This is a genomic window from Paenarthrobacter sp. NPDC057355, assembly GCF_042667405.1.
Taxonomy (GTDB): domain Bacteria; phylum Actinomycetota; class Actinomycetes; order Actinomycetales; family Micrococcaceae; genus Arthrobacter.
Genome location: NZ_JBHVAL010000013.1, coordinates 87,553 through 110,371 on the forward strand (window position 1 = coordinate 87,553; position 22,819 = coordinate 110,371).

Sequence of the window (22,819 nt, forward strand, 5' to 3'; positions counted from 1 at the left end):
AGGGGCATTAGCTGTACAAAAACTCGAGGGGGGTTAGCGGGCGGCATCCTCGTCGTCGACGTCGTCTTCGTCGAGGTCGTCCGGGTCATCGCCCTTGTACGGATCGGCGTCGCCTGCGTGCTTGGCACCGGCAGCCAATGCGGCTACCTCTGCGTCGCGACGCTTGGCTTCGCGCAGCAGTTCCTCAAGGTTGGAGGCATTGACCGGGATCTGGTCTGCCACGAATTCGAGGGTAGGCGTGAGACGGACCGTAATGTTGCGGCCAACTTCCTGGCGCAGAACACCCTTTGCCTTCTCCAGCGCCTTCGCGGCATCGGAGTGGGCTGCCTCATCACCGAACACGGTGTAGTAGATGGTGGCGTGCCGAAGGTCGTTGGTGACGCGGGCGTCAGTGACCGTGATGGACTCGACGCGCGGATCCTTGACCCGGCGCCCGAGCGCCTCAGCGACGACGACCTTGATCCGCTGTGCAAGTTTGGCAGCGCGTGCGGGATCAGCCATGACTTCCTCCTGGAAAGTAGAAACGGGGACGGAACGGGTCCGCCGGGATTACCCGACGGACCCGTTCCATGCGGAACCTAGACGCGCGGCTTTTCGCGCATCTCGAAGGTCTCGATGATGTCGCCTTCGCTGATGTCATTGAAGGAGCCAAGACCGATACCACACTCGAAGTCGGTACGGACTTCGGTGGCGTCATCCTTGAAGCGCTTGAGCGTCTCAACGGTGAGGTTGTCACCGATGACCTTGCCGTCGCGGCTGACACGTGCCTTGCTGTTACGGCGGATGATGCCCGAGCGGACGATCGAGCCGGCGATGTTACCGAACTTGGAAGAACGGAAGACTTCGCGAACCTCGGCGGTGCCGAGCTGGACTTCCTCGTATTCAGGCTTGAGCATGCCCTTGAGAGCCATCTCAATGTCATCGATTGCTGCGTAGATGACCGAGTAGAAGCGCATGTCCACGCCTTCACGGTCAGCCAGTTCAGCCACGCGTTCAGCCGGCTTGACGTTGAAGCCGATGATGATGGCGTTGTCCACCGTTGCCAGGTTGACGTCGTTCTGCGTGATGGCACCCACACCACGGTGGATGACACGGAGCTGCACGTCGTCGTCTCCGACATCGATCTTGAGCAATGCGTCTTCGAGGGCTTCCACGGCACCGGACACGTCACCCTTGAGGATGAGGTTGAGGGTGTCGATCTTGCCTTCGGCAACTGCCTGGTCGAAGTCTTCCAGGCTGATGCGCTTGCGACGCTTGGCCAGGGCGGCGTTGCGGTCTGCTGCTTCGCGCTTCTCAGCGATCTGGCGGGCCGTACGCTCGTCAGGGGTCACCAGGAAGGTGTCACCTGCACGCGGCACGTTGGACAAACCGAGCACCTGGACCGGACGGGACGGCAGTGCGACATCCAGTGCCTCGCCGTTCTCGTCGAACATTGCGCGGACGCGGCCGTGAGCCGTACCGGCAACGATCGTGTCGCCAACAGCCAAAGTACCCGACTGCACCAGGACGGTGGCCACGGAGCCGCGGCCCTTGTCCAGGTTCGCTTCGATGGCGATGCCTCGAGCGTCCTTGTCCGGGTTGGCACGCAGATCCAAGGCGGCATCTGCGGTCAGCAGGACGGCGTCGATCAGTTCGTCGATGTTGAGGTTCTGGCGGGCAGAAACCTCAACGAACATGGTGTCGCCACCGTATTCCTCGGGAACCAGGCCGTACTCAGTGAGCTGGCCCTTGACCTTGTCCGGGTTGGCGCCTTCCTTGTCGATCTTGTTCACAGCGACAACGATCGGCACATTTGCCGCCTGGGCGTGGTTGAGCGCTTCAACCGTCTGCGGCATGACGCCGTCGTCGGCTGCGACAACCAGGATCGCGATGTCGGTCACCTTCGCACCACGGGCACGCATGGCCGTGAAGGCCTCGTGACCGGGGGTGTCGATGAAGGTGATGTCGCGGGCCTGGCCCTCGTGGATGTGGCTGATCTGGTAAGCACCGATGTGCTGGGTGATTCCACCGTGCTCGCCGGCCACAACGTTGGAGTTGCGGATGGCGTCAAGCAGGCGGGTCTTACCGTGGTCAACGTGACCCATGACGGTGACAACCGGCGGACGCGGTTCGAGGACGTCGTCGCCTTCGGCGTCGAGTTCGTCCTGGATGTTGATGTCGAACTGGTCCAGGAGCTCGCGCTCCTCGTCTTCGGGCGAAACAACCTGAAGCTTGTAGCCAAGTTCGGCACCGAGCAGGCCAAAGGTGTCTTCGTCCAGCGACTGGGTTGCCGTTGCCATCTCACCGAGGTGGAACAGTACGGTCACCAGCGATGCGGGGTTCGCATCGATCTTCTCGGCGAAGTCCGTAATGGACGAGCCGCGACGCAGGCGGATGATGGTCTCGCCGTCACCGCGGGGTACTGATACGCCGCCCAGCGACGGAGCACTCATCTGCTCCAGTTCCTGGCGCTTGGCACGCTTCGACTTGCGCTGCTTGCCACGACCGGCGCCGCCCTTGCCGAAGGCACCCTGGGTACCACCGCGGCCACGGCCGCCCTTGCCAAAGCCACCACCGGCGGGAGCTCCGCCACCAGTGCCTGAACCCGGAGCGCCACCCGGACGGCCAGCGCCGCCACCCGGACGGCCAGCGCCGCCGGGACGGCCTGCGCCACCCGGAGCCGGACGCTCAGTACGGTTGGGCATCATGCCCGGAGTCGGACGGTTTCCGCCACCAGGACCACCGGCAGGACGCGGAGCGCCCGGACGGGGTGCGCCAGGACGCGGGGCACCCGGACGGGGGCCACCGGTTCCTGCTGCGGGACGAGGACCACCGGTGCCGGCCGCGGGGCGGGGACCACCCGGACGTTCGCCATCATTGCGACGTTCGCCACGGGGCATGCCCTGCGACGGTGCGAACGGGTTGTTACCCGGACGCGGCGGACGGTCACCATCGCCACCACGGCCACGGGGCATGCCCTGCGACGTAGCGAACGGGTTGTTGCCGGGACGGGGACCCCCCGGACGCGGGGCCTGGCCGCCTTGGCGTGCCGGAGAAGGAGTCTCTGCCTTGGGAGCAGGACGAGCACCGGGCTTGGCCGAAACCGGGGTGGATGCGGCCGGAGCAGCAGGTGCTGCCGGAGCCGGAGCCGAGGGAGCCGGAGCTGCCGGAGCGGGAGCTGCAGGCGCCGGGGCCGGAGCCTTCGGCGTCGCAGGGCCCGGAGCCGGAGCAGCCGGACGGGATACGGGACGGTTAGCCGCAGGAGCGGCTGCTGGGGCGGCAGACTTGGCAGCGCCGGCACCCGGGTAGGCGTCGCGAAGCTTCTTCACGACGGGGGCCTCAATGGTGGAAGAGGCGGAGCGAACGAATTCGCCCAATTCCTGCAGTTTGGTCACTGCATCTTTGGAAGTAATACCGAGCTCTTTGGCGAGCTCATGTACGCGGACCTTGGCCACATTTCTCCTGTCTCGGTCCGCACCGAGCCAGGCACGAACCGTCTACTTCTTACTGCGGGCCTTCGCCGCTTGCGCGCATGAAAGGCCCATTGCAGAGCGCAACAAAGTTGTCATCGTTACGCACTCATCGCTGGGAACTCATCGGGTTTCCATCAGTTTTCTGACCCGCTTTCAGGTTTGGACGGTTTTCCTGTGGGTGCCGCGGCCTCCACAGGTGGCGTACCCGGCATCAGGTAGCGCTCGACGGCGCCCGTTTCAGTCGCGCCCGCAAGGGCCCTTCCGAACGCGCGACGCTTGATCGCCAATGCCAAGCACTTCTCGCTGGGGTGCAGCCACGCACCCCTGCCGGTCATCCGGCGTCGAACATCGACGAGGACGGCGGGTGAACCGCCGCCTTGGGCGACCAGCCGGACAAGCTCGGACCGGGAGCCTTGCTTCCGGCATCCAATGCACGTGCGAACAGGCCCTTGGACGCGTTCAAGCAGTTCAGCCACGACGTGTCCAACCTGCCTTACGCTACTGTCGCCCGGCGTCCAGGCTGGTCAAATCAGCCGTGGCACACCAAAACACATGGATACCGGACGTAAGCCCGGTTCCATCCATTCTAGCCCCCCGGCCCCTGAGTCCTGAAACCAGGGCGCCGGGAGCGTGGCGCGGAACCGGCGGCCGGGGCAGGCCCGTTCCCCGCTATTCAGACTTGGCGGGCGCGGCGTCCGAAACGATATCGATGCGCCATCCCGTCAGCTTGGCCGCAAGCCGGGCATTCTGGCCCTCTTTGCCGATCGCCAGCGAAAGCTGGTAGTCAGGGACCACGACGCGCGCAGAACGGGTAGCCTCGTCCGTGATTGTGACCGAATTCACCCTCGACGGCGACAACGAGTTCGCGATGAAGGTTGCCGGGTCTTCGCTGAAGTCGACAATGTCGATCTTTTCGTCGTTCAACTCGGTCATGACAGCGCGGACGCGTGAACCCATTTCACCGATGCAGGCACCCTTGGCATTAACGCCCGGAATGTTGGCCTTCACCGCGATCTTGGTACGGTGACCGGCCTCGCGGGCCAGCGCCACGATCTCCACGGAACGGTCAGCGATCTCCGGAACTTCCATTTCGAAGAGCTTCCGGACCAGGCCGGGGTGCGAGCGGGAGAGGGTGATGGACGGCCCCTTGGCACCACGGTGGACGTCCACAACGAAGGCACGCAGGCGGCTTCCGTGCAGGTACTTCTCGCCGGGAACCTGCTCGGGCGGGGGAAGCAGCGCTTCGATGGCTCCCAGGTTGACCTGGATCATGTGCGGGTTGTTGCCCTGCTGGATCATTCCAGCAACGAGTTCGCCTTCACGGCCCTTGAACTCGCCCAGCACGTTGTCGTCCTCTACGTCGCGCAGGCGCTGGAGGATGATCTGGCGTGCGGTGCTTGCCGCGATGCGGCCGAAGCCGGCCGGGGTGTCTTCAAACTCGCCGATGGCCTCGCCGTCGTCGTCGATTTCAGTCGCCCAGATGGTGACGTGTCCGCTCTTGCGGTCCAGCTCGGCGCGGGCCTTCTCGTAGGCGCCGGGCGTCTTGTGGTATGCCACCAGCAGCGCTTGTTCGATGGTGGGAATCAGGAGATCCAGCGGGATTTCACGCTCACGCTCCAGGAGTCTCAGTGCGCTCATGTCAATATCCATTAGGCCTCCTCGGAAGGTCCGTTGTGCTCGTCTTCCAGCGCAGCCTCATGGAGGTGGCTGAATTCAATCTCGACTTTTCCTTGGCGGATCCTGTCGAAAGGAATAGTGATGGGGTCGCCTTGCTTGGGCTTCATGCCCTTCTTGACTTCGTGCTCGGGGATCAGCGTCACATCGTTGTCACCGACGGACGTGATGCGGCCCAGCACGTTCTCGCCCTGGATGACGTTGACCCGGACCATGCGGCCACGGGCCCGGTGCCAGTGGCGGGGTTCGGTCAGGGGACGTCCAACGCCCGGGGAGGAAACCTCGAGGTCATAGGGACGGCCGTCGTCGTGGGGATCGTTGTCAAGGATATCCGACAGTCCGCGGGAGACATCGGCGATAGCATCAAGGCTGACGCCGCCGGTTTCCTCCTGCGGAAGATCCACGACGACGTGGACGGTGCGGTGGGATCCGGCAACGTGGATGGAAACATCCTCGAGGTAGAGCCTGCTGGCAAGGACCGCCGGTTCGAGCAGCGCTTTGAGCCTGCTCTCTTCCGGGTTGTGGATGGTGGCCGTTGAGTTCGATTCAGAACGGTCTGTTGAAGTCGTGGCTTCCGAGTCACTCACGTTGCCCGCCGCCTCCCGATAGATGTTGTTGTGACTACTAGCCTAACGATTTTCCGCGCGACATGGTGCACTGAGTCGCCCGCCCACGTGACACCATGGTGTGTTGTGAACGGGCAAACAAGCGAAAAACGACGAACACCGGACTGGGGCCGGGTTTTGCTGGTTGCCGTGGTGGCCCTGCTGGTCGCGGGCACCGGAATGGTGCTGGTTCCGCGCGATTCCGGGACTCCTGCGCCCGTTTCCTTCTCCGAATCCGCCCGTGCCGAGGCCTCCTCCGATGCAGTGGAGTTGCTGGAATCGGCCGGAGCCCTGTCCAGCGCCGAAGCTCCGGAGGCCAAAACCCCGGCCCTTGCAGGCGTTGTGACTTTGCTGACAACGCAAGCCCGGGCACTCATGGCTCCTGGAGCTACCACCGTCAGCTCCGCCCCTGCGTCCACCCTCACGCCCGGCCCCGCAGCTGCGACGCGTGCTTCCCTGCTGGAGCACCTCTCCGCGAGCGGAAGGAAACGCCTGGCGGACGCGCGGGAGGCCGACGGCGGAATCGCCCGCCTGCTCGCCGCCGTCGGCACTGCCCAACTGATCCACTCCGAAACCCTGGCCGCGTCATGGCAGTTGCCCTTGCCCGCGGCCCCTTCGTCTCCCGCAAACGCCGAGGCGTCAACGACGGTACCGGCGGCCACACCCACTGCGGCCGCCTGCCCGTCCGTCAGCCCGACGCCAAAACCGTCGTCGGCCACCACCGATTCGGCTCTCGCCGCAGCGGTCCGCTCTCAGCAGGAAGCCGTCTATGCCTACCAGGTAGCCCAGAAAAGGCTGGACGCCGGCGCTGCCACCCTCGCCGCCAAGGACTTGCAAGTGCACGCCCTCCTGCTCAGGCAGGCCGAGGCCTTGACGCGCGCCAACTGCGGCGACGTTCCCCCGGCATCGGCCGGATACCAGCTGCCGGAGCTCTTTGCAAAGAACCCCGCCGCCGCCTTGGGTGCGCTCGAAGCGTCTTCTTTGCCAGGCTTCGCGGACCTTGTTGCCTTGTCCACCGGCGAAACCCGCGCCTGGGCGTTGGACGGCCTGCTTGCCTCGGCCCGCAGGAGCGTCGCTTGGGGCGCCGCTCTTCCGGCCCTGCCCGGAGTGACGTTCGACGCCGGACAGTTGCCTGCACTGCCGACCCCAGGTACTGCTTCTGCACCGGTACAGGCAACTTCTGCACCGGCACAGGCAACGAGCGCGGGATAGGCGAGCCTAGCCATGCTGGTCAAGGCCGTCCACCGGTGCTTGGCTTGGAACATGGCCTCCACAGAAACTGCCACCACCCACGAGAACGAGCCACACCGCGACGACCTGGCGCACCGGCTGAACTGGCTACGGGCCGGGGTGCTTGGGGCGAACGACGGGATCGTATCGGTCGCCGCAATCGTGGTGGGCGTGGCAGGTGCCACCACCAACACTGGCAGCATCCTCGCCGCGGGAACAGCGGGTTTGGTGGGCGGAGCGATCTCCATGGCGTTGGGAGAATACGTGTCCGTCAGCAGCCAGAGCGACACGCAAAAGGCCCTGATCGAAAAGGAACGCCGGGAACTCGCTGAACAACCCGAGGACGAACTCAATGAGCTTGCCGCGATCTACGAATCCAAGGGCCTTAGCCCCAAGACGGCGAGGACCGTTGCCGAGGAGCTCACCGAGCACGATGCCTTGGCTGCCCACCTGTCCGCCGAACTGAACATCCACGAAAACGACATCGTGAGCCCTTGGAACGCTGCGCTTGCCTCCGCAGTGGCGTTCACTTTGGGAGCAGTGCTGCCAATGCTGGCAATCCTGCTTCCTCCCCCGGAAATGCGTGTGCCCCTGACGTTCGTTGCGGTGCTACTGGCACTCGCCATCACAGGAGCCATTGGGGCTTGGATTGGCGGGGCGTCCCGCTTCCGGGCTGCAGTCCGGGTGGTTCTCGGCGGTGCCCTGGCCTTGGCGGCGACGTTCTCGATCGGAACGCTCTTGGGTGCCAGCGGCGTTTTCTAAGGTCCGTGCCTTGCCACGGAGTTAGGCTGTTCGCGTGACCCTTCACGCGATGATTCCCATTCCGGGCGACCTTCACGCCCGTTACAACCGCGACTCCGCGGGCCGGGACTGGCTGGCCAGCCTGCCGGGACTCATCTCCGAAGCACTGGAACGCTGGCAGCTCATCGTGGACCTGGCCCCTGGCGAGGAACCATGGAACGGCCACGGCGCTTTGGTGGTGCCGGTCGTGCAGGACAGCGGCGCTGCAGCCTTGAAAATTGCCTTCCCCCACGACGAGGCGAGGGTGGAGCGGTACGCACTGGAACTGTGGGACGGCCGTGGCGCTGTCCGCCTCCTGGCTTCCGATGCCGCCAGCTGCTCCATGCTCCTGGAACGGTTGGATGCCTCACGCTGGCTGCAGGACGCTTCGATGGACCAGGCAGTTGACGCGTGGGGCGGCATTGTCCGGGAACTGTCCATCCCGCCCGGCGATGGGCTCCAGTGGCGGGCCTTTGACCACATAGCGGGGACCGCGGAGCGCTGGAGCGATGAACTGCCCGCCGAATGGGAACGCCTTGAGCGGCCTTTCCCCAGATGGTTGTTGGAGGCGGCCCTTGAGGTGTGCCAAACGCGCGGAGCCGTAGGCCGCCGTTCGGGTAGAGACGTGCTGGTGCACACCGATCTGCACTTCATGAACATCCTTGCCACGCGTGCAGACCAGCATGGGCGCGGGAGCTATCTCGCCATCGATCCACAGCCGCAGATCGGCGAGGCGGAGTTTTCGGTGGCGCCGCTTCTCTGGAACCGCATTCATGACCTCTCCCGGACAGATCCGGAGACCGCGTTGCATGAGCGCTGCACGGACTTCAGCCTTGCCGCCGGCCTTGACCCGGAGATCGCACGGCAGTGGAGCGTTGCCCGCGAAGTGGCGAACGCTTTGTGGTACGCCGCAAAACAAGAACACGACGGCGATCTGGCGCGCTCCCTGTGGGTTGCCAGCACCATGGCAGGCCGGACGCTGGACCATTTGCCGCGAGCCCACGAACTTCCTGACCCAGGTGAGCTCAAAAGCTGAGCACCCTCAGAAACTGAGCAGTCGTGCCGCCTCAGGCGAAGTTTTCGTTCCAGACATCCACACCCAGTTTGACGATCAGCGCCGCCACCACGATGAGAAAAACGAGGCGCACGAACTTGCTTCCCCTGGCCACGGCTGTTCTGGCTCCCAGATAGCCTCCTGCCATGTTGGCCAGTCCGAGGACCAGGCCCACGCCCCACAGCAATGAGCCATGCGGCAGGAAGAAGATCAGTGCTCCGGCGTTGGTTGCCATGTTGACGATCTTGGCTTTGGCGCTGGCTTCCAGGAACGCGTAGCCCATGGCCGAAACCAGGGCAATCACCAGGAACGAACCAGTACCGGGGCCGATAAGACCGTCGTAGAAACCGATGACACCACCAATGAGGCAGGCCACGACGTAATGTTTGTGGCCATCATGGCGCAAGGCCGTCAGCTCGCCTGCGCTTGGACGCAGCGCGGTAAAGATCGCGACGGCGATCAGGGCCAGGACGATGATCGGCTTGAAAACACTCGCGGGCAGTGATGCGGCCAGGATCGCGCCGCCGAAGCTCCCGGCCAGCGCAATCACCGCCATTGGAATTGCGGTCTTCAGGTCCGGCCCTACGCGGCGGTAGTACGTCACGGCACTGGTGGTGGTTCCGAAGATGGAACCCATTTTGTTGGTCGCCAGCGCCTGAACAGGCGTGATGCCCGGCACCAGCAGCAGGGCGGGGAGCTGGATCAGTCCCCCGCCTCCAACTACTGCGTCAATCCAGCCGGCCGCGAATCCAGCCACCACAATCAGGATGATCGTGGTGAGCTGGATGGATTCGAAGCCCGAAATCACCGGGAACGGACGGCGTTGACCACGTAATCCACGGCTTTGTCGACGGCGACGTTCTCGGCCTCGCCGCTGCGACGGTCCTTGATTTCGACAACGCCATCTGCCAGTCCGCGTCCAACAGCCAGGATGGTGGGCACACCCACGAGCTCGGCGTCGCCAAACTTGACGCCGGGAGATACCTTGGGCCGGTCATCGAAGATGACGTCCAGCCCGGCAGCCTCGAGCTCGCTTGAGAGCCTCTCGGCGGCCTCGAAGATCTCCTCGCCGCGTCCGACAGCCACGACGTGGACATCGGCCGGAGCAACCGAGCGGGGCCACACGATGCCGCGTTCGTCGTGGTTCGCTTCAGCCAGGGCAGCAACGGCACGGGTCACGCCTACTCCGTAGGAGCCCATGGTCACGACAACCTGTTTGCCGTTCTGGTCCAGGACCTTCAGGTCCAGGGCTTCGGCGTACTTGCGGCCGAGCTGGAAAATGTGTCCCATTTCGATGCCGCGTGCGGTCTCCAGGGGGCCGGAGCCGTCGGGGGCGGGATCGCCGGCCCGCACCTCTGTGCTCTCGATGACGCCGTCCCAGGTAAAGTCGCGGCCGGCCACCAGGCCGAAGACGTGCTTGCCCTCGGAGTTGGCACCGGTGATCCAGCTGGTGCCGGACACAACGCGGGGGTCCACCAGGAACAGCACTTTGGAGGAGCCTTCGAGTCCCAGGACAGGCTGGTCAAGGGACAGCCCGGGGCCGATGTAGCCCTTGACGAGCCACGGCAGCTTCTTGAGGTCTTCCTCATTCGCGGCCTCAAGCCCGATCTCCCCTGCGATGGGCAGGTGGGATCCGATGTTTGCTTCCACGCGCTTGAGGTCAACGGCACGGTCACCCGGAACGCCGATCACCACGATCTGGCGCTCACCGGTGGGCAGCGTGACGGCGAGGACCACATTCTTGAGCGTGTCGGCGGCAGACCAGGGGCCGTCGTCGGAACCGGTGCGCGGAGCAAGCTGGTTCGCTGCGGCGACCAGGGTCTCGATGGTGGGCGTGTTCGGTGTTTCCAGGACCTCGGCAGCAGGGGCGTTGCTGAAGTCGATGTCGTCCGGGACAACGGTGGTGACAGCTTCGACGTTGGCATAGTAGCCGCCTGCGGAGCGAACGAACGTGTCCTCGCCGATCTCGGTGGGGAACAGGAATTCCTCGCTCTTGGAGCCACCCATGGCGCCGGCTGTGGCTGCAACGGGAATCACTTCGAGGCCCAGCCGTTCGAAGATCTTCAGGTAGGCGGCCCGGTGGGCGGCGTAGCTGGCGTCCAAGCCGGCGTCGTCGACGTCGAACGAGTAGGAGTCCTTCATGATGAACTCGCGGCCGCGGAGGAGGCCCGCGCGGGGACGGGCTTCATCGCGGTATTTGTTCTGGATCTGGTAGAGGCTCAGCGGCAGGTCTTTGTAGGACGAGTACAGGTCCTTGACCAGCAGGGTGAACATTTCCTCGTGCGTGGGGGCCAGCAGGTAGTCGGCACCCTTGCGGTCCTGGAGGCGGAACAGGCCTTCGCCGTATTCGGTCCAGCGGTTGGTGGCCTCATAGGGTTCGCGCGGAAGCAAAGCCGGGAAGTGGACTTCCTGGGCCCCGATGGCGGCCATTTCCTGGCGGATGATCTCTTCGACCTTGCGCAGGACGCTCAGGCCCAGCGGCAACCAGGTGTAGATGCCGGGCGCGGCACGGCGGATGTAGCCGGCGCGGACCAGGAGCTTGTGGCTGGCGACCTCGGCGTCGACGGGATCTTCACGCAGGGTGCGCAGGAATAACTGGGAAAGGCGAAGGACCACGGGTACGTATCCGTTTCTTTGGCAGGTGTGGCAAAACAACTGCGTACTAATCTACCGGTTTGCGGCCTTGCGCCTTTAACGTACGGATTCACCCTCCGCCTGGCCCTGAACACGGAAGAGCCACGCCTTCGCGAGCGGAAGCCCCTGGCCGCCGTGGGCTGGTCATCCTGCGAGGGCGTGGCTCAACGGCCGGCCGGCCGCAAGCGTTATCCGTTGACTACTTGGTCTTGCCCTCCAGGGCGACGAGTACGCCTGCGACTGCGAAGAACTTATTGCTGCCGAGCTCGCGGATGGTGTCGATACCCAGGGAATCCTTCAAGGCCTTTGCCGTGGCATCCGTGACACCTGCCAAGGCGGCCGGAGATGCATCCAGAATTTCCTTGAGACCCTTGTCCTCGTACGCCTTGTCCAGTGCTTTGGAAAGATCAACGCCAACTGCCATTGTCACGATTCCCCTCAGTGATCATCCGCGCCCCAACGACACGGTTGGGACGAACCTATGTGATGGCGGACACGATTTCAAGGATTTTTGTACTTTCGATGGACAAGGAAAATCCCTTGACCTGGTTGGGAAGCAGTCTTAGCTTTAATTCATCACTTGATGAATTACTTGATGTTCGTGAGGCCACCATGTCGCACATTGCCCGTCACGCCGCACCCCCACCCGATGCCGCCATCAGCGCGGCAGGGCTGCACGTTTCGCTGGGACGTACCCCCGTCCTGCGCGGGCTCGACTTCTCGGTGGAATCCGGCCGGATAGCCGGACTGCTGGGGCCATCGGGAAGCGGAAAGACCACCCTCATGCGCGCCATTGTCGGAGTCCAGCGGATCACCCGGGGCTCCGTCACCGTCCTCGGCTTGCCCGCCGGAAGCGCGCCATTGAGGCACGACGTCGGCTACGTCACCCAAGGCGCCAGCGTCTACGGCGACCTCAGCGTCGAGGCGAATGTACGCTACTTTGGCGCCATGCACGGCGCGACGGCGGCCGACGTCACCGAGGCGATTGCCGCCGTCGGGCTCCAGGACGTTGCCCGGCAGAAAGCCGCTGACCTGTCCGGAGGCCAGTTCAGCCGTGTGTCCCTGGCATGCGCGCTGGTGGCCCACCCGAAACTGCTGGTTCTGGACGAGCCAACTGTCGGTTTGGATCCCGTGCTTCGTGCCGAGCTGTGGGAGCGTTTCGCCGCCATGGCTGAACAGGGGACCACCCTCTTGGTCTCCAGCCACGTCATGGAGGAAGCCTCCCATTGCTCCACCCTGCTGCTGTTGAGGGACGGCCTTTTGTTGGCCCAACTCACACCGGCCGAGCTCGCCGAACGAGGACACAGCGAAGACCTCGAACGGGCGTTCCTGACCATGATCAAGGCCGCCGGCCGCGGCCAGCAGGAAAGCCAGGTGGCATCATCATGAACCTCCGGATGACCATCGCAACCACCACCCGCGTCCTCGGCCAGTTGCGGCACGACCACCGGAGTGTGGCGCTGATCCTCGTGGTGCCGGCCCTCCTGCTGACGGCCGTGTACTTCCTCTACGAAAACGAAAGCCTGCCACCAGGGGCGCCCAGGACGTTTGATCGGGTGGGCCTGATGATGCTGGCCATCTTCCCCTTCGTGGTGATGTTCCTGGTCACCTCCATCACCATGCTCCGCGAACGCACTTCCGGAACCCTGGAGCGGTTGCTGACCACGCCCATCCACAAAGCGGACCTGCTGTTCGGCTATGCCTTGGCCTTCTCCATCATGGCGGCCCTGCAATCGCTGGTGGCTACCGGTGTGGCGTACTGGATTTTCAATCTCGACATCAAAGGAAGCCCTGGCCTGGTGGTACTGATTGCGGTGATCAACGCAGTTCTGGGCGTGGCCCTCGGTTTGCTGTGCTCGGCGTTCGCCCGGACGGAGTTCCAGGCGGTGCAGTTCATGCCGGTGGTGGTGGTCCCCCAGATCCTGCTGTGCGGGCTGTTCGTGGCACGGGAGCACATGAATGAGGTCCTGGAGGGCATCTCGGGCGTCCTGCCGCTGACGTTCTCGGTGGACGCCCTGAAGGAGATCGCGGGCAATTCCGAGGCGACGTCGGCGATGTGGCAGGACGCCTCGGTGATGGCTGCGATCGTGGTGGGCGTATTGGTCCTGGCGTCGCTGACCTTGCGGCGACAAACGCGATGAGCCTCCCGCAGCTGCGACGCGGCCGACGCAGTCAGGAAGATCACTCCAGGGAAGCCATACTGGCTGCCGCCCGGGGGCTTTTCGCGGAGCAGGGGTTCGATGGAACAAGCCTGCGCCAAGTAGCCCGCGAAGCCGGCGTGGATCCGGCCATGGTGCACCACTTCTTCAAGGGCAAAGACGAGCTGTTCGCAGCAAGCGTCGAGTTGCCTGCAGACCCCGCGGCGGTCCTGTCCGACGTCGAAAACGCAGACCCCCAGGTGAGGGCGGAAGTCATTGTCCGCACCGTCCTGGAGCTCTGGGAAGGCCCGGCACAGCACGCCATGGTGGCCTTCGCCCGCGGAACCATCGGCTCCAAGGCCAAGACGGCGCTCATGAAGGAAGTAGTCAGCAGGGCGGTCCTGCCACGGATCATGGACGGATTGCCGGGCTCCGCCGACGAGGTGCGGCTGCGCGGCAACCTCGTGGCCACCCAGGTGGTGGGTCTCATGCTGGCTCGATACGTGATCCGGCTACAGCCCCTGGCGTCTGCCCCACGCGAAGAGGTGGTCCGTTTGGTGGCCCCGAACATCCAGCACTACCTCACCGGTAACCTGGCCTCCCCAAGTAAGTAGCAGTACATGCTGTTATGAAGCCACAAAACGGCATGTACTGCTACACAGTTTCCGGCGGCTACTTGATGAGATCGGCAGCCTGGTCCAGCATTGCCTCAAGCTTGGGGAGATCGGAATCCGAGACCTTCGTACCGGTGGACTGTGCCACCAGGACGACTCCACTCTTGACTGTGCTGACGAACAACTGTTCCTGCGATCCAGCTGGCCCGGCCGCGGTGTTGTGGTAGGCAATGGCCCCCGGAGTCTTCGCGGAGGTGGGCAGCGCCTTGATGGTGGCGTGTACCGCATTTCCCATGACCGTCATCTGGATGTCACCACAGGCAGCGAGATCCTTGGCACTGTTCTCCGCAACGGCTTTCACCTTGTCCTCCGAAGCGCCGGAGAACAAAGAAAGCAGGTAAGCCGTCTCTGCCGTTGAACTGGCCGAGGCGCCGATGCTCATCGTGGCGCCTTCTTCCATCTGGATACCGCCACCAGTCAGGAAGCTGGTGCAGGACGCGGGCTCAATGACGCTGTTCGTCAGGAGGTCCTTCACCTGCTGCAGGGTGTCTGCCAAGCGGTCGTCAGGCATCACCATAAGTCTGGTGCCTTTGCCGTCACGGACATCTCCGACCATCTTAGTCAGCTCCGCCTTTGAGTACGTGCGGAACTCAACGGTCGTCGGCGTCGGTGTCGCCGTTTCGCTGGCCGGCGCGGACGCCGCTTCCGTGGAAGTACAGGCACCGCTGCACGCGGCAAGGCCCATAACCAACAGTCCTGACACGGCAAAACCGCGCAGCGCATTCTTATTCATTTGTTCCCCAACGGAGTTTTGAGTGATGCGGTGGCATGCGCCAACCGCGATAAGACTACAAGCAGCGGACTCCAGGCCTAAAACAGGACCGTCGCGAACGTGCCCACCTGTTCAAAACCCACGCGCTCGTAGGTGGCACGGGCTTTGGTGTTGTAGTCGTTGACATACAGGCTCGTCACGGGCGCAAAGGACCTTGAGAGATTCACGACGGCGGCCATGTAACCGGCGCTCTGGCCGCGGCCACGCAGCTCCGGATTCATCCACACACCCTGCACCTGGGTGACTTCCTTGGTAACAGCCCCTAACTCGGCCTTGAAGACCACCGTTCCGGAAGCGTCGATATGCACCAGCGAATGGCCTTGCCGGATGAGGCCGGCCACCCGTTTGCTGTAGAACTCCTGGCCACCGAGGAACGGCGAGTAGCCTACTTCTTCTTCGAACATGGCGGCACATGCGGGCAGGATCCTGTCGAAATCGGCCATTGAGCCAAAAGTCAGGGCAGGATTGGCGCTGATGACAGGGCCGCCGGAGATTGAGAGAAGTGGCTGTTCGGCGCGGACCTCGTGGGCAAGGTGGCCCAGCTGCTCGAAGCGGGAATAGAGCGCCAGCACTGTCTCGGCCGGTCCGAAAATCGATGCGTAGCGGCGCCCGTTGTGATGGGCGGCGTTGGCCACGTAGCCGGCCAGCCCGGGATCCAGTTGAACGGGGACCAGGTTGGCTCCGGCCCAACAGGCACCAAGGAGGGTGTCGCCGTCGAAGACTCCGTACACGCTGGCCCCGCCGCTGGTGGGTGCCGCGGTTCCCGTGCTTTCGAGGTGGGCAAGGATAAAGACGTTGGCCACCGCGTCCTCGTTTGCGAGCGCGCGAAGAGCCAGGGTGTCGGCACCGCCGAGCACCCTGACCCCTAAGCCGTTCTCGTTACGAGACGCTAACCACGGGGCTACCCTTGACAGCATCTTCGCCATCGGCCTCCCCCATCTCTTCAGCGATACGCATGGCCTCTTCGATCAGTGTCTCAACAATTTCGCTCTCGGGCACAGTCTTAATGACTTCGCCCTTCACGAAAATCTGGCCCTTGCCGTTTCCGGAGGCCACGCCAAGGTCCGCTTCGCGTGCTTCACCCGGTCCGTTGACGACGCAGCCCATCACAGCAACGCGCAGCGGAATCTCCATGCCTTCAAGACCGGCAGTCACCTGCTCCGCGAGGGTGTAAACGTCCACCTGGGCACGGCCACAGGATGGGCACGACACAATCTCCAGCTTGCGGGGGCGCAGGTTCAGGGACTGCAGGATCTGGTTGCCCACCTTGATCTCTTCCACCGGCGGGGCGGAGAGGGAAACGCGAATGGTGTCCCCGATGCCGCGGGAAAGGAGCGCACCGAACGCCGTGGCCGACTTGATGGTGCCCTGGAAGGCGGGTCCGGCTTCGGTAACTCCGAGGTGGAGCGGCCAGTCGCCTTGCTCTGCCAGCATCTCGTACGCGGCCACCATGACCACGGGATCATTGTGCTTAACGGAGATCTTGAAATCGTGGAAACCGTGCTCTTCGAACAGGGACGCCTCCCAGACAGCAGACTCAACGAGGGCTTCGGGAGTGGCTTTGCCGTACTTCTTCAAAATCCCCGGCTCAAGGGAGCCCGCGTTGACACCGATGCGGATGGACGTGCCGTGGTCGCGGGCAGCGGCTGCGATTTCCTTCACCTGGTCATCGAATTTACGGATGTTGCCCGGGTTCACCCGGACTGCCGCGCAGCCTGCTTCGATGGCGGCGAAAACATACTTGGGCTGGAAGTGGATGTCGGCGATCACGGGGATCTGGGACTTCCGGGCGATGATGGGCAATGCTTCGGCATCGTCGGCGGACGGGCAGGCAACGCGCACGATGTCGCATCCGGACGCCGTGAGTTCGGCGATCTGTTGGAGGGTGGCGTTGATATCCGTGGTCGGAGTAGTGGTCATCGACTGAACACTGATGGGCGAGTCAGAGCCCACGCCAACGGAACCGACCTTGATTTGCCGCGTCTTACGGCGCGGGGCAAGGACGGGGGGTGGGGCTGCTGGCATTCCCAGGCTGACCGAGGTCACGTGGACTCCTTGGGTTGGGGTGGATCGTTGTGTTGGAGGACGCCGGGGCTAGGAAGCGTGGGCTGCCAGGACGCCGATGATGGGTGCCCATTCGGTGGTGCGGATGCCGGCGATAACCCCGGCTTCCGCAAATGGGTCCTGCTTGAGGAGGTTATTGAGTTCGGCTTCTTCCGCGGCCTTAAAGATCAACAATGCACCGGCACCGTCGCCGTACGGGCCGCTGGCGAGCAGCCGGTCGTTCTCCGCCAGTTCGGCGAGCCAGGCACGGTGTGCTGGGCGGGCTTCGTCGCGGAGGGCGTCGGAATCGGCGACGTATACATACTCAACAGCGAAAACAGTCATGGAGCTAGCCTATCTCCCTCGCCCGGCCTGAATTGTTCACAGGTCAATCGGGACAGCAATGGTTCAGCCGAAGATGTTCACGGGCTTGACGATGTCCGCGTAAATGAGGAGGACACTCATGCCCAGCAGCAACGCCGCCACGACGTAGGTCACCGGAAGCAGTTTGGCGATGTCGAAGGCTCCCGGGTCCGGCTTGCCGCGCAACTTGGCCACCCGGCGTCGTACTCCTTCGTACAGGGCGCCGGCTACATGGCCGCCGTCGAGCGGCAGGAGCGGGATGAGGTTGAAGATGGCCAACGCGAAGTTCAGGCCCGCCAGCAGCCCGATCAGGGTGGCGATCCGGGCCTGCAGCGGCACCTGCTCCATGGCTGCTACTTCTCCGGCAACCCGGCCCACGCCCACCACACTGATGGGTCCGTTGGGATCCCGTGGCTCCTCGCTGAAGGCTGCCTTGGCAACCCCGACCACCCTCGCGGGCAGGTTGAAGATCACACCGGAAATTTGCTTGATGTTCTCGCCCGCCATGGGAAGAACGGCCGACGCCGGTTGGGGCACCAAGGCGCTTTGCGCGCCGATGCCGAGGAAGCCGACTTCCTGGTACTGCATAACCCCGTTGGCGTCCTGGGCCTGCCGGCCATCGGAGCCGATGACAGGGCGCGATGAGAGTACAGGTGTCACTGTTGTCTCGACGGACGCACCGTTCCGTTCCACCGTGATGGGGACTTCCCTGCCGGCGGAGGCCCTGATCCAGCCGGTCAACTCATCCCAGTTGGTGACGGGTTTGCCATCAAACGATGTGACGGTGTCATTGGGCTGGAGCCCGGCCGCGGCGGCCGGCGTGAGCTTGCAGTCGGCGGAGTCAGGGTCAACGGTCTCTCCTGCTGCCACCTGGCACTTGGAAACGTCGGCAATGGTGGTGGTCGCTTTGGCGACACCGAAGCCCATGAGGAGCACTGCAAGCAGGACCAAGCCGATGATCATGTTCATGGCCGGTCCGCCAAGCATGATGATGATCTTCTTCCAGACCGGAAGCTTGTAGAAGACACGGCCCTCATCGCCGGGTCCCACTTCTTCATGGGCCACGGAGCGCGCTTCGGACGCAAGCGTCTGGAACATGCCGGTACTGGAGGGGCGGACACCGCCGTCGTCCTTATTGGGCGGGTACATGCCGATCATGGAGACGTAGCCACCCAAGGGCAGTGCCTTGAAGCCGTACTCCGTCTCGCCCTTCTTTTTGGACCAGAGCGTGGGGCCGAAACCGATCATGTACTTGGTGACGCGCACCTTGAAGAGTTTCGCCGGCACCAGGTGGCCTACCTCGTGCAGCGCAATGGAGACAGCAACGCCGATTGCGACGAAGACGACTCCAAGAATGAAGAGAAGGACGGGACTCATGCCGGTGGGACTGCTTCCGTAAGGGGTTTGGGACTACAGGGCGCTGCTTGAAGCTAAACGATCGTGGGTTCGGGCTCGTGCCCACTTCTCAGCATCCAGCACGGACTCCACTGTCAGCTCAGAGGAGCCTGAATGTTCGCTGAGGACGGACTCGACCGTATCGACGATGTCCGTGAAACGGATGCGGCCTGCATGGAAAGCTTCGACGGCTTCCTCATTGGCTGCGTTGAACACGGCCGGGAAGGTGCTGCCTTGCTTGGCTGCGTCCTTGGCGAGGTCGACGGCGGGAAAGGCCACCGCGTCCAGCGGCTCGAAGGTCCAGCTTGTGGCCTGCGTCCAATCGCACGCCTTCGCCGCATGCGGAACCCTGTCCGGCCACCCCAGCCCGAGGGCAATAGGCAGGCGCATGTCCGGAGGCGAGGCCTGGGCGATGATGGATCCGTCCACGAACTGCACCATCGAGTGGACCACCGACTGGGGATGGACCACGACGTCGATCCGGTCCAAGGGAACGTCGAAGAGCAGGTGGGCTTCGATCACTTCCAGGCCCTTGTTGACCAGGCTGGCTGAATTGGTGGTGACCATGAGCCCCATGTCCCAGGTGGGGTGTGCCAAAGCTTCCTGCGGGGTGACGTGGTGGAGCTCTTCGCGGGAGCGGCCACGGAAAGGACCCCCGGAAGCTGTCAGGATCAGCTTCTCGACTTCCTGCTCGGTCCCGGACCGCAGGCATTGGGCGATCGCGGAGTGTTCTGAGTCGACAGGAACGATCTGGCCCGGGCGGGCAGCTGCCTTGACCAGGGCACCACCAACGATCAGCGATTCCTTGTTTGCCAGGGCAAGGGTGGCCCCGGTGCCGAGCGCTGCGAGCGTGGGGGCCAGTCCGATGGAGCCGGTGATGCCATTGAGGACGACATCGCATTCGATGGCAGCGATCCGGGTGGAGGCGTCGGGTCCGGCAAAGATATCAGGGGCGAAGTTCTTCAGGCCGGCTTCTGATGCCGCTGCGGTAATCAGGCGCTGGAGGGCCGCGGGATCCCCCTGCGATATGCCCACGGCCCGGGCTTGGGTGTGTACCGCCTGATTCGCGAGAAGCTCCAGATTCCCTCCGCCGGCGCTCAGTGCCACAACCTCGAAACGGTGCGGGGCGGCGTCGACGACGTCAATCGCCTGTGTGCCGATGGAACCTGTGGACCCGAGTATGACGATCTTGCGCGGCTGCATGGCTTAAGTATCCCAGCCGGTACCGGGAGCGGCGAACGGATGCGCTCTGATGGAAGGCCTCCTTGCTTGACCGCAGGACTCCCCTGCGTACGGTGGAATTGTGGAATGGCTGTCCTGGTTTGATGCATGGGACTACGAGTTCGCCCGCCAAGTGCTGCAGCGCGGCACGGCGGCACTCTACGCTGTCGCCTTTCTGTCAACGTTGAACCAGTTCCCCGCCCTGTTGGGTGAGCGGGGACTGTTGCCAGTGCCGGATTTCCTGGACCTGGCCCGTCGGATGAGGCGGCCTACTCTCTTCCGCCGCCACTATTCCGATGCGGTGCTCAGGACCGTGTGCTGGGTGGGAATCGCCCTGGCGGCGCTGTTGTTGCTCGGCGTCCCGCAAGCAGGCCCGCCGTGGCTGCCGATGCTGGCCTTCCTTGCCCTGTGGTTTGGATACATGTCTATCGTCAACGTCGGCCAGACTTTCTATGGGTTCGGCTGGGAGATCCTGCTCCTTGAGACCGGATTCGTGGTGGCATTCCTTGGCTCGGACCAGACGCCGCCACCCACGCCCATCCTGATCCTGATCACCTGGCTGGTTTTCAGGCTGGAGTTCGGCGCCGGCATGATCAAGATCCGGGGCGGAAGGGAGTGGCGGGACATGACGGCAATGTTCTACCACCACGAGACACAGCCAATGCCCGGCCCACTCAGCCGGCAGGCACATCTTCTCCCCCGGCCGCTGCACAAAGTTGAGGTGGTGGGAAACCACTTTGCGCAGCTGGTGGTGCCGTTCTTCCTCTTTGCACCGCAGCCTCTGGCCAGCGTCGCCGCAGGGATCATCATCCTCACCCAGCTCTGGCTTGTGGCATCGGGTAACTTCGCGTGGCTGAACTGGGCGGCAATCGTTCTTGCTTTCGCCGCCGTGAGCGACCCCGTGGCGCACGCTTTCTTGCCGTTCCTCCCGCTTCAGTGGCACCCTGGCGCCGGGACCCCGGCGTGGTGGCTCGCCGTCGTCGTCCTGGTGTCCGGCCTGCTGCTGGTCCTGAGCTATCGTCCGCTCCTGAACCTCTTTTCACGACGACAGCTCATGAACGCCAGTTTCAACCGGTGGCGTCTGGTCAACGCCTATGGAGCGTTCGGGACCGTCACCAAGCAGCGCATCGAGATCGTAGTGGAAGGCACGATGTCCGCGGAGCCGGACGCCGCCGATCACAACTGGCAGGAATACGGCTTCAAGGGCAAGCCCGGCGATGTCCGCCGCCTGCCCCGGCAATGGGCGCCGTACCATCTGCGGCTGGACTGGATGATGTGGTTCCTGCCGCTGCGGACCGTGCACGAGGACTGGTTTTACGCTTTCCTCAACAAACTCCTGGAGGCGGACCCGCCAACGCTTGGGCTGCTTCGCCATGACCCGTTCGACGGCGAGCGTCCTCGTTGGGTGCGCGCCCGCAGCTACCTATACCGCTTCGCCACCCGCGCAGAGTTCCGTGAAACCGGTGATCGATGGGTGCGGGTGCTGCTCTACGAAGCCATTCCGCCGCTCAGCCCCCGGCCCGATCGGCGACACTCAGCCTAGCGCCCGCGGAGGTGCAGTGGACTCGCGGACAACCAGGTGCGTGGCCAGTTCGACCCGTCGGGAGTCGATGTCCTCCCCGCTCCTTTGGCGGAGGATGAAGTTCAGTGCCGAACGCCCCATGTCCTGCAGGGGCTGGGATACGGAGGTCAGCGGCGGGAGCGACTCTTCCGCCTGGGGGGTGCCATCAAATCCGACCAGGCTCATGTCCTCCGGAATCCGGATATCCTGCCGCCTGGCCTCAGCCAGGACGCCAAGGGCAATACTGTCGCTGCCGGCAAAAATTGCCGTCGGTGGTTCGTCCAGGGCCAGGAGCGATTTCATCGCGTTCACTCCGTTCGTGGACCGGAAGGGGCCGGCAGAAATATATTCCTCCACGACCGGCACGCCAGCCGCCATCAGGGCGGCCATGTAGCCATGCAACCTGGCTTGGCTGCACTCGGCTCCGGCGGGCCCTCCTATGTGGGCGATACGACGGTGTCCAAGGTCAAGCAAGTGGGTGGCTGCGGCCTTTCCGCCGGCCCAGTTGCTGGCCCCAACACTGAACACGTCTCCCGGCGGCGGGTTGAGGGGATCGACCACGACGACAGGTATCCGGCGACGCTGGAACGGCTCCAGTTGCCCGGAACCAAAGGCTGACGTAACAACGATCATGCCGCTGCGGCCCTCGTCGAGCATGCGCTGTGCGCGTTCTTCAGGTCCCAACGGCGAGCCGGCCTGGCGGCTGGTGACAGAGAGGATGACCTCCATGTCGGAGGCTGCGGCTTGCTCCAGGATGCCGTTGAGTACTTCCACGGAGTAGGCGGAGTTCAGGGAGTCGAAGACCACCTCCACAGCCTGTTGCACGGGAGGGCTTTTCCGTTGGAGCGGGGACTTGTAGCCCGTCCTCTGCAGTGCTGCGAGAACGCGGTTCCTGGTCTCCTCGGCAACATCCTGCCGGCCGTTGACCACCTTGGAAACCGTCGGCGCGGACACGCCCACCTCCTTGGCGACGGCGGCCAGGGTCAACTTGGGCGGACGGACTTCTCGAACCATGGTCCCCAACTTTCGAAATCTTTCGACGTGCAATTCAGTATGGGCTGGTAACGCGGCAAGCGCAAACGAGCATCAAAACCTTATGTAAAGACTATTGACGGACCGTTTACAAGGCTTTAGTTTAGACCGTGACCTAAATCATGGTCTCGAAATATTTCGAGAAATTTCGAAGCCAGTCACTCTTTTTTGGCAGTAAGCACCAAGGCTTG

Annotated in this window: 22 protein-coding genes; 7 read left to right on the plus strand and 15 right to left on the minus strand. The window is 63.8% G+C overall.

The window, feature by feature from the left end; translation table 11 throughout:
* Positions 1-33: 33 nt before the first annotated feature.
* From rbfA to rimP, 5 genes are all read right to left on the minus strand, one after another.
* Complete coding sequence (gene rbfA / locus ACFUOZ_RS14740) at positions 34-501, minus strand: 30S ribosome-binding factor RbfA (protein WP_377549402.1); 468 nt, start codon at positions 499-501, stop codon at positions 34-36.
* A 77-nt stretch (positions 502-578) separates the two neighbouring features.
* The gene (gene infB / locus ACFUOZ_RS14745) at positions 579-3,434 is read right to left on the minus strand and encodes a translation initiation factor IF-2 (protein ID WP_377549404.1); all 2,856 of its coding nucleotides are present in this window, start codon (positions 3,432-3,434) and stop codon (positions 579-581) included.
* A 152-nt stretch (positions 3,435-3,586) separates the two neighbouring features.
* Positions 3,587-3,928 carry a YlxR family protein gene (locus ACFUOZ_RS14750; RefSeq protein ID WP_377549406.1) on the minus strand — a complete coding sequence of 114 codons (342 nt, stop codon included), beginning with the start codon at positions 3,926-3,928 and terminating at the stop codon, positions 3,587-3,589.
* A gap of 193 nt (positions 3,929-4,121) precedes the next feature.
* Positions 4,122-5,102, minus strand: a complete 981-nt coding sequence (gene nusA / locus ACFUOZ_RS14755) for a transcription termination factor NusA (RefSeq protein ID WP_144663014.1) — start codon at positions 5,100-5,102, stop codon at positions 4,122-4,124.
* Positions 5,102-5,713, minus strand: coding sequence for a ribosome maturation factor RimP (rimP, locus tag ACFUOZ_RS14760; protein WP_377549408.1), 612 nt, complete (start codon positions 5,711-5,713; stop codon positions 5,102-5,104). Before rimP ends, nusA begins: the two co-directional genes overlap by 1 nt.
* A gap of 105 nt (positions 5,714-5,818) precedes the next feature.
* Between rimP and ACFUOZ_RS14765 the strand changes: the two genes are divergently transcribed.
* Genes ACFUOZ_RS14765 through ACFUOZ_RS14775 form a run of 3 tightly spaced genes read left to right on the plus strand, consistent with a single transcriptional unit; the run spans position 5,819 to position 8,777 of the window.
* The gene (locus tag ACFUOZ_RS14765) at positions 5,819-6,943 is read left to right on the plus strand and encodes a DUF4439 domain-containing protein (protein WP_377549410.1); all 1,125 of its coding nucleotides are present in this window, start codon (positions 5,819-5,821) and stop codon (positions 6,941-6,943) included.
* 51 nt (positions 6,944-6,994) lie between these two features.
* Positions 6,995-7,723 (plus strand): VIT family protein, encoded by a 729-nt coding sequence (locus ACFUOZ_RS14770; protein WP_377549412.1) that lies wholly within the window; start codon positions 6,995-6,997, stop codon positions 7,721-7,723.
* Positions 7,724-7,772: 49 nt separating this feature from the next.
* On the plus strand, positions 7,773-8,777 hold the full coding sequence (locus tag ACFUOZ_RS14775) for an aminoglycoside phosphotransferase family protein (RefSeq protein WP_377549473.1): 1,005 nt from the start codon (positions 7,773-7,775) through the stop codon (positions 8,775-8,777).
* A gap of 31 nt (positions 8,778-8,808) precedes the next feature.
* On the opposite strand, the gene ACFUOZ_RS14780 is transcribed toward ACFUOZ_RS14775, so the two are convergent.
* From ACFUOZ_RS14780 to ACFUOZ_RS14790, 3 genes are all read right to left on the minus strand, one after another.
* Positions 8,809-9,603: a sulfite exporter TauE/SafE family protein gene (locus ACFUOZ_RS14780; protein ID WP_377549414.1), complete on the minus strand. Its 795-nt coding sequence runs from the start codon at positions 9,601-9,603 to the stop codon at positions 8,809-8,811.
* On the minus strand, positions 9,600-11,411 hold the full coding sequence (locus ACFUOZ_RS14785; RefSeq protein ID WP_377549416.1) for a proline--tRNA ligase: 1,812 nt from the start codon (positions 11,409-11,411) through the stop codon (positions 9,600-9,602). The genes ACFUOZ_RS14780 and ACFUOZ_RS14785 overlap by 4 nt, the downstream gene beginning before the upstream one ends.
* Before the next feature lie 217 nt (positions 11,412-11,628).
* Positions 11,629-11,853, minus strand: coding sequence for a hypothetical protein (locus ACFUOZ_RS14790; RefSeq protein ID WP_377549475.1), 225 nt, complete (start codon positions 11,851-11,853; stop codon positions 11,629-11,631).
* Between the two features lie 188 nt (positions 11,854-12,041).
* On the opposite strand from ACFUOZ_RS14790, the gene ACFUOZ_RS14795 reads away from it, so the two are divergent.
* Genes ACFUOZ_RS14795 through ACFUOZ_RS14805 form a run of 3 tightly spaced genes read left to right on the plus strand, consistent with a single transcriptional unit; the run spans position 12,042 to position 14,181 of the window.
* Positions 12,042-12,818 carry an ABC transporter ATP-binding protein gene (locus ACFUOZ_RS14795; RefSeq protein WP_377549418.1) on the plus strand — a complete coding sequence of 259 codons (777 nt, stop codon included), beginning with the start codon at positions 12,042-12,044 and terminating at the stop codon, positions 12,816-12,818.
* Between the two features lie 8 nt (positions 12,819-12,826).
* Positions 12,827-13,570: an ABC transporter permease gene (locus tag ACFUOZ_RS14800; protein WP_377549420.1), complete on the plus strand. Its 744-nt coding sequence runs from the start codon at positions 12,827-12,829 to the stop codon at positions 13,568-13,570.
* A complete protein-coding gene (locus ACFUOZ_RS14805; protein ID WP_377549422.1) occupies positions 13,567-14,181 on the plus strand; it encodes a TetR family transcriptional regulator in 615 nt (204 codons plus the stop codon). The genes ACFUOZ_RS14800 and ACFUOZ_RS14805 overlap by 4 nt, the downstream gene beginning before the upstream one ends.
* A 58-nt stretch (positions 14,182-14,239) precedes the next feature.
* Here ACFUOZ_RS14805 and ACFUOZ_RS14810 read toward each other — a convergent pair whose 3' ends face one another.
* The 6 genes from ACFUOZ_RS14810 to dxr form a co-directional block, all read right to left on the minus strand.
* Positions 14,240-14,974 (minus strand): hypothetical protein, encoded by a 735-nt coding sequence (locus tag ACFUOZ_RS14810; RefSeq protein WP_377549424.1) that lies wholly within the window; start codon positions 14,972-14,974, stop codon positions 14,240-14,242.
* Positions 14,975-15,051: 77 nt separating this feature from the next.
* Positions 15,052-15,930, minus strand: a complete 879-nt coding sequence (locus tag ACFUOZ_RS14815; RefSeq protein ID WP_377549477.1) for a GNAT family N-acetyltransferase — start codon at positions 15,928-15,930, stop codon at positions 15,052-15,054.
* Positions 15,893-17,059, minus strand: a complete 1,167-nt coding sequence (gene ispG / locus ACFUOZ_RS14820) for a flavodoxin-dependent (E)-4-hydroxy-3-methylbut-2-enyl-diphosphate synthase (RefSeq protein WP_377549426.1) — start codon at positions 17,057-17,059, stop codon at positions 15,893-15,895. Before ispG ends, ACFUOZ_RS14815 begins: the two co-directional genes overlap by 38 nt.
* A 48-nt stretch (positions 17,060-17,107) precedes the next feature.
* Positions 17,108-17,401: a YciI family protein gene (locus tag ACFUOZ_RS14825; protein WP_377549428.1), complete on the minus strand. Its 294-nt coding sequence runs from the start codon at positions 17,399-17,401 to the stop codon at positions 17,108-17,110.
* Positions 17,402-17,464: 63 nt separating this feature from the next.
* Positions 17,465-18,796 carry a M50 family metallopeptidase gene (locus ACFUOZ_RS14830; RefSeq protein WP_377549430.1) on the minus strand — a complete coding sequence of 444 codons (1,332 nt, stop codon included), beginning with the start codon at positions 18,794-18,796 and terminating at the stop codon, positions 17,465-17,467.
* Between the two features lie 33 nt (positions 18,797-18,829).
* On the minus strand, positions 18,830-20,017 hold the full coding sequence (dxr, locus tag ACFUOZ_RS14835; RefSeq protein ID WP_377549432.1) for a 1-deoxy-D-xylulose-5-phosphate reductoisomerase: 1,188 nt from the start codon (positions 20,015-20,017) through the stop codon (positions 18,830-18,832).
* A gap of 100 nt (positions 20,018-20,117) precedes the next feature.
* On the opposite strand from dxr, the gene ACFUOZ_RS14840 reads away from it, so the two are divergent.
* A complete protein-coding gene (locus tag ACFUOZ_RS14840) occupies positions 20,118-21,578 on the plus strand; it encodes a lipase maturation factor family protein (RefSeq protein WP_377549434.1) in 1,461 nt (486 codons plus the stop codon).
* On the opposite strand, the gene ACFUOZ_RS14845 is transcribed toward ACFUOZ_RS14840, so the two are convergent.
* Positions 21,570-22,610, minus strand: coding sequence for a LacI family DNA-binding transcriptional regulator (locus tag ACFUOZ_RS14845; protein WP_377549436.1), 1,041 nt, complete (start codon positions 22,608-22,610; stop codon positions 21,570-21,572). The genes ACFUOZ_RS14840 and ACFUOZ_RS14845 overlap by 9 nt on opposite strands.
* Positions 22,611-22,819: the final 209 nt, after the last annotated feature.

What these genes read in the sequence shown, in the direction of transcription:
- rbfA (WP_377549402.1), bottom strand. Translation starts at nt 501, where the DNA reads ATGGCTGATCCCGCACGCGCTGCCAAACTTGCACAGCGGATCAAGGTC.
- dxr (WP_377549432.1), bottom strand. Translation starts at nt 20,017, where the DNA reads ATGCAGCCGCGCAAGATCGTCATACTCGGGTCCACAGGTTCCATCGGC.
- ACFUOZ_RS14800 (WP_377549420.1), top strand. Translation starts at nt 12,827, where the DNA reads ATGACCATCGCAACCACCACCCGCGTCCTCGGCCAGTTGCGGCACGAC.
- ACFUOZ_RS14830 (WP_377549430.1), bottom strand. Translation starts at nt 18,796, where the DNA reads ATGAGTCCCGTCCTTCTCTTCATTCTTGGAGTCGTCTTCGTCGCAATC.
- ACFUOZ_RS14795 (WP_377549418.1), top strand. Translation starts at nt 12,042, where the DNA reads ATGTCGCACATTGCCCGTCACGCCGCACCCCCACCCGATGCCGCCATC.
- nusA (WP_144663014.1), bottom strand. Translation starts at nt 5,102, where the DNA reads ATGGATATTGACATGAGCGCACTGAGACTCCTGGAGCGTGAGCGTGAA.
- ACFUOZ_RS14805 (WP_377549422.1), top strand. Translation starts at nt 13,567, where the DNA reads ATGAGCCTCCCGCAGCTGCGACGCGGCCGACGCAGTCAGGAAGATCAC.
- ACFUOZ_RS14775 (WP_377549473.1), top strand. Translation starts at nt 7,773, where the DNA reads ATGATTCCCATTCCGGGCGACCTTCACGCCCGTTACAACCGCGACTCC.
- ACFUOZ_RS14790 (WP_377549475.1), bottom strand. Translation starts at nt 11,853, where the DNA reads ATGGCAGTTGGCGTTGATCTTTCCAAAGCACTGGACAAGGCGTACGAG.
- ACFUOZ_RS14810 (WP_377549424.1), bottom strand. Translation starts at nt 14,974, where the DNA reads ATGAATAAGAATGCGCTGCGCGGTTTTGCCGTGTCAGGACTGTTGGTT.
- ACFUOZ_RS14845 (WP_377549436.1), bottom strand. Translation starts at nt 22,610, where the DNA reads ATGGTTCGAGAAGTCCGTCCGCCCAAGTTGACCCTGGCCGCCGTCGCC.
- ACFUOZ_RS14825 (WP_377549428.1), bottom strand. Translation starts at nt 17,401, where the DNA reads ATGACTGTTTTCGCTGTTGAGTATGTATACGTCGCCGATTCCGACGCC.
- ACFUOZ_RS14770 (WP_377549412.1), top strand. Translation starts at nt 6,995, where the DNA reads ATGGCCTCCACAGAAACTGCCACCACCCACGAGAACGAGCCACACCGC.
- ACFUOZ_RS14815 (WP_377549477.1), bottom strand. Translation starts at nt 15,930, where the DNA reads ATGCTGTCAAGGGTAGCCCCGTGGTTAGCGTCTCGTAACGAGAACGGC.